The organism is Paenibacillus mellifer, assembly GCF_023195895.1.
Lineage (GTDB): Bacteria > Bacillota > Bacilli > Paenibacillales > Paenibacillaceae > Fontibacillus > Fontibacillus mellifer.
Genome location: NZ_JALPRK010000063.1, coordinates 1 through 283, shown reverse-complemented (window position 1 = coordinate 283; position 283 = coordinate 1). Strand labels below are relative to the sequence as shown.

The 283-nt window shown below is 49.5% G+C and carries 1 pseudogene; it reads left to right on the top strand.

From position 1 onward, the window contains the following. Positions 1–283: pseudogene (locus M0651_RS23985) on the top strand (IS3-like element ISHahy4 family transposase); the annotation flags it as partial.

The following is a 283-nucleotide window of genomic DNA, read 5'->3' as shown; positions in this document are numbered from 1 at the left end:
AGTATCCCCACATCCAATTCAAGTGGCCCGAAAATGGATCCTAAAGGGCTACAAGGTAGCTCCTGTGCTTAAGATCTGTGGTGTTCCGCGTTCATCGTACTACTATTCGCTCAAGCTTACGAATCCTAAACAAGCCCCTCAAGGCGGGCGTCCCGTACCCGGATACTCCTATACCTTTGATGGGAAGAAAGTGACCGATACGCGGATTAAACACCTGATTATGAAGCTGCTGGAAGGTGAGGAATCCGCCTATGGATACCGAAAACTCACGATTGCCTTACGC